Genomic DNA, 3,238 nt, shown 5'->3' on the forward strand with positions numbered 1-3,238 from the left:
GGCCCGGGCCAGCCCCGCCGCCGCTGCCGGTCGACCGGATGGCCGGCTGCTGCTCGGGCTCGCGCCCGGCACCTACCTGGACGGCCGCTACCGGGGCAGCTTTCTCGATCGGGGGGAAATGCAGGTGGGAATGCAGTTCGATCTGCGCGACGGCCGGTTGACCGCCCTGGAATACCGCCACCTGGCCTACGGCGGCATCGACTACCTGACCCTGGCCGAAGACGCCCCCCTCTATCCGGTGACCCGCCAGTACCGGCAGGTGGCCGACTACCTGACCGGCAAGCCGCTGCACCAGATCTTCGACCTCTACCAGCCGGAGCAGGTGGTGACCGACCTCGACGGCTACACCGGCGCCAGCCTGCGCACCAGCAAGGTGATCTCGGCCATCCGCGACGGCCTTAACCGGGGGGTCTATCAATGGCCCGGGGAATAAGGATGGCGATGGGGGAATAATGACAAAATGGGGCCACATGGCCCCATTTTCCGAAAGAGCTTGATGGCGTTTAAAAATGCCAGCTCAGCCCCAGCATCAGGGAGTCAATATCATAATCGCTTCGGTCAATAAGACGGGCATACTCGACAAAGAAACCCACTCCACCGACATGACTCTTGTCTTTGAAGCGCATCCCTATACCGTAGCTGAAATCATCTTCGGAGTCCGACATTTTGTATGGCAGCCCATAATCGGGAAATAGCGCACTCTTGATTTCGAATTTCGCCTTGGTCCAACCCAACAGTCCGTATACAGACATAAAATCTTGAATGGGAATCTGCGGAAGCGCATAAATACCAAAGTAATGCTTCATTTTGGTATCCACTGCGCCATCCAGCAGATCATCGGATCCAACGCCTCTACCGTAACGTGCCTCCAAGGCCAGATAAGGAGAAGGCTGATAGCCGAAATTAAGGCCAACAGAGTTCCAGTCTGGCGATATATCAAGCACATCCTTGATTTCATCCATCTCAAAATCCAGGCTGACTTGGGCGTAATTCAGCCCCACATAGAACTCGGGCTGTGCGTAAAGATAAGGTGAAGTTGAAGAAAGTTGTTGCGCTTGGGCTCCGGCTGCCACAAACAGACACGAAGCCGCCATCAATGATCGGATCATCATATGCCACCGTCCTTGTTGTTTATTGATTAATGCCCGCACTCAGGGTGCAAATAAGAGCCTAGACGGCTTTTTCATCCGCAGCCAATAAACGTGCCATCCTCCTGTGGCCGTATTTCCCCCCGTTCCATTTTTGCAACACAATGTACCACCGGCAGCCGACGCCGCGCCCAACCAGGCCCTGCCCGACTATCTCGCACGCTATGCCGCGGACGGCTACGCCGACATCGGCGGCCTGCAGAGCCTGCGCCTGCAGTTGGAGGAAGTGGCCGCAGCGCTCTGACGCCCGTCACGGCTTGGGTATTGCGCGCCATATTGGGGCGCGATTGGGGCGCGGGCGGCCCGCCCGCATGGGTGTTATGCCCATGGTTGAGGTGTTGCGCTCCAGGCCGTAGTTCCCGCTGCGCGGGAAAGCAGGCGAGCCGCCTGCGCCCCACCGGCAACGGCTCAGCGGCGGGCCCGGCGTACATTGACCAGCATGGGGCTGCCGTTGGCCGGATCCTGGGTGATGTCGCACTCTATCCCGTACAGCTCGCGCACCAGGGCCGGGGTGAGGATATCCCGGGGATGGCCGTGGGCGATGATGCGGCCGTCGCGCATGGCCACCAGCTGATCCGCGTAGCGGCAGGCGCTGGCCAGGTCGTGCACCACCATGGCCACCGTCTTGCCCCGGCCCGCCAGGGCGCGGATCAGCTCGAACACCTCTATCTGGTGGCCCAGATCCAGCGCCGAGGTGGGCTCGTCCAGCAACAGCAGCGGGGTGGACTGGGCGATGGCCATGGCAATCCAGGCCCGCTGCCGCTGGCCGCCGGACAACTGATCCAGCACCCGCTGCTCCAGCCCCGTCAGATCCGCCGCCGCCAGCGCCTCTCCCACTATGTGTTGGTCTTCCTCCGACCACTGGCTGAGCCAGCCCTGGTGGGGCTGGCGGCCGAAGCGCACCAGATCCAGCACCGTCATGCCCTCGGGCGCCGAGGTGTGCTGGGGCAGCAGCGCCAGCCGGCGGGCGATCTCCCGGCTGGGCCGGCGATGGATGTCGGCCCCGTCCAGCAAGATGCTGCCGCCGCGCGGGCGCAGCACCCGGGCCAGGGCGCCGAGCAGGGTCGACTTGCCGCAGCCGTTGGGCCCCACTATGGCGGTGACCTGGCCCGGTGCCAGTTGCAGCTCCAGGCCGTCGATGATCACCTGGCGATCGTGGGCCACCACCAGCTCATGGGCCGACAGGGTGGCCTGCGGTTCATGGCCAAGCAGGGTTTGCAGGGGGACGGCAGCATTCATCAAGGACGACTCCGGAAGGAAGGATTCAACAACATCCACAACAGATAGGGGCTGCCCACCACGGCGGTGACGATGCCGACCGGGATTTCGAGCGGCGCCAGCATCAGCCGCCCGGCCAGATCGGCCAGCAGCATCAGCAGCGCCCCGGCCAGGGCCGAGGCCAGCAGGGGCACGCCCCGATGGCGGCACAGCATGCGGGCGATTTCTGGGCCAAGCAGCGACACCAGGCCCACCGGGCCGGCCACCGCCACCGCCAGGCCGGTGAGCCCCACCGACAGCGCCAGGCACTGGCCGCGCACCCGTTTGAGATTGAGGCCCAGGCCGATGCCCACCGGCTCGGACAGCTGCAACACCTGCAGCGCCCGCGCCAGCCGCAGCGCCAGCACCAGGCCCAGCAGCAGGCCGGCACCGAGCAGGGCCGTGGCCTCGGGGGAACGGGCGTTGAGGCTGCCCACCGTCCAGGGAAAGGCGACGTTGGCCTGGTCGATGGCCACCCGGCTCAGCATCAGCTGGGTGACGGCGCCGGCGATGGCGCCCACCCCCAACCCGACGATGATAAAGCGATAGCCCCGGGTGCCGCTGCCGCCCGCCAGGCCGAACACCAGCACGGTGGCGGTCACGGCGCCCACCAAGGACATGGCGGACGGCGCCAGCGAAGTCACCAGCCCCACCACCGAGGCCACCGCGAAGGCGGTGGCCGCGTTGTCGATGCCGATGATGCCGGGCGTGGCCAGACGGTTGCCCGCCAGGGTCTGCATCAGGCAGCCCGCCAGGGCGAAGGCCGCGCCCGTGGCCATGCCCGCCAGCACCCGCTGCAGGCGCAGTTCGTGCACCACCAGCCGGTGCAGGGG

5 protein-coding genes are annotated in these 3,238 nt (G+C 65.3%); 2 read left to right on the forward strand and 3 right to left on the reverse strand.

Features of this window, described 5'->3' with window-relative positions:
* Positions 1–433 (forward strand): hypothetical protein (locus tag CGX12_RS19975; protein WP_217898212.1); only part of this gene is annotated, 433 nt, incomplete at its 5' end.
* Positions 434–503: 70 nt separating this feature from the next.
* On the opposite strand, the gene CGX12_RS18960 is transcribed toward CGX12_RS19975, so the two are convergent.
* Positions 504–1,112, reverse strand: a complete 609-nt coding sequence (locus CGX12_RS18960) for a porin family protein (RefSeq protein ID WP_094041430.1) — start codon at positions 1,110–1,112, stop codon at positions 504–506.
* 130 nt (positions 1,113–1,242) lie between these two features.
* Between CGX12_RS18960 and CGX12_RS19980 the strand changes: the two genes are divergently transcribed.
* A complete protein-coding gene (locus CGX12_RS19980) occupies positions 1,243–1,392 on the forward strand; it encodes a hypothetical protein (protein WP_176442118.1) in 150 nt (49 codons plus the stop codon).
* A 164-nt stretch (positions 1,393–1,556) separates the two neighbouring features.
* Here CGX12_RS19980 and CGX12_RS18965 read toward each other — a convergent pair whose 3' ends face one another.
* Together CGX12_RS18965 and CGX12_RS18970 are read right to left on the reverse strand one after the other, a co-directional pair.
* Complete coding sequence (locus CGX12_RS18965) at positions 1,557–2,387, reverse strand: ABC transporter ATP-binding protein (RefSeq protein WP_094041431.1); 831 nt, start codon at positions 2,385–2,387, stop codon at positions 1,557–1,559.
* A partial coding sequence (locus tag CGX12_RS18970; protein WP_142995715.1) for a FecCD family ABC transporter permease occupies positions 2,387–3,238 on the reverse strand: 852 nt, incomplete at its 5' end. The genes CGX12_RS18970 and CGX12_RS18965, both read right to left, overlap by 1 nt.

Source organism: Zobellella denitrificans (genome assembly GCF_002237365.1).
Classification (GTDB): Bacteria; Pseudomonadota; Gammaproteobacteria; order Enterobacterales; family Aeromonadaceae; genus Oceanimonas; species Oceanimonas denitrificans.

What these genes read in the sequence shown, in the direction of transcription:
- CGX12_RS18960 (WP_094041430.1), bottom strand. Translation starts at nt 1,112, where the DNA reads ATGATGATCCGATCATTGATGGCGGCTTCGTGTCTGTTTGTGGCAGCC.
- CGX12_RS18965 (WP_094041431.1), bottom strand. Translation starts at nt 2,387, where the DNA reads ATGAATGCTGCCGTCCCCCTGCAAACCCTGCTTGGCCATGAACCGCAG.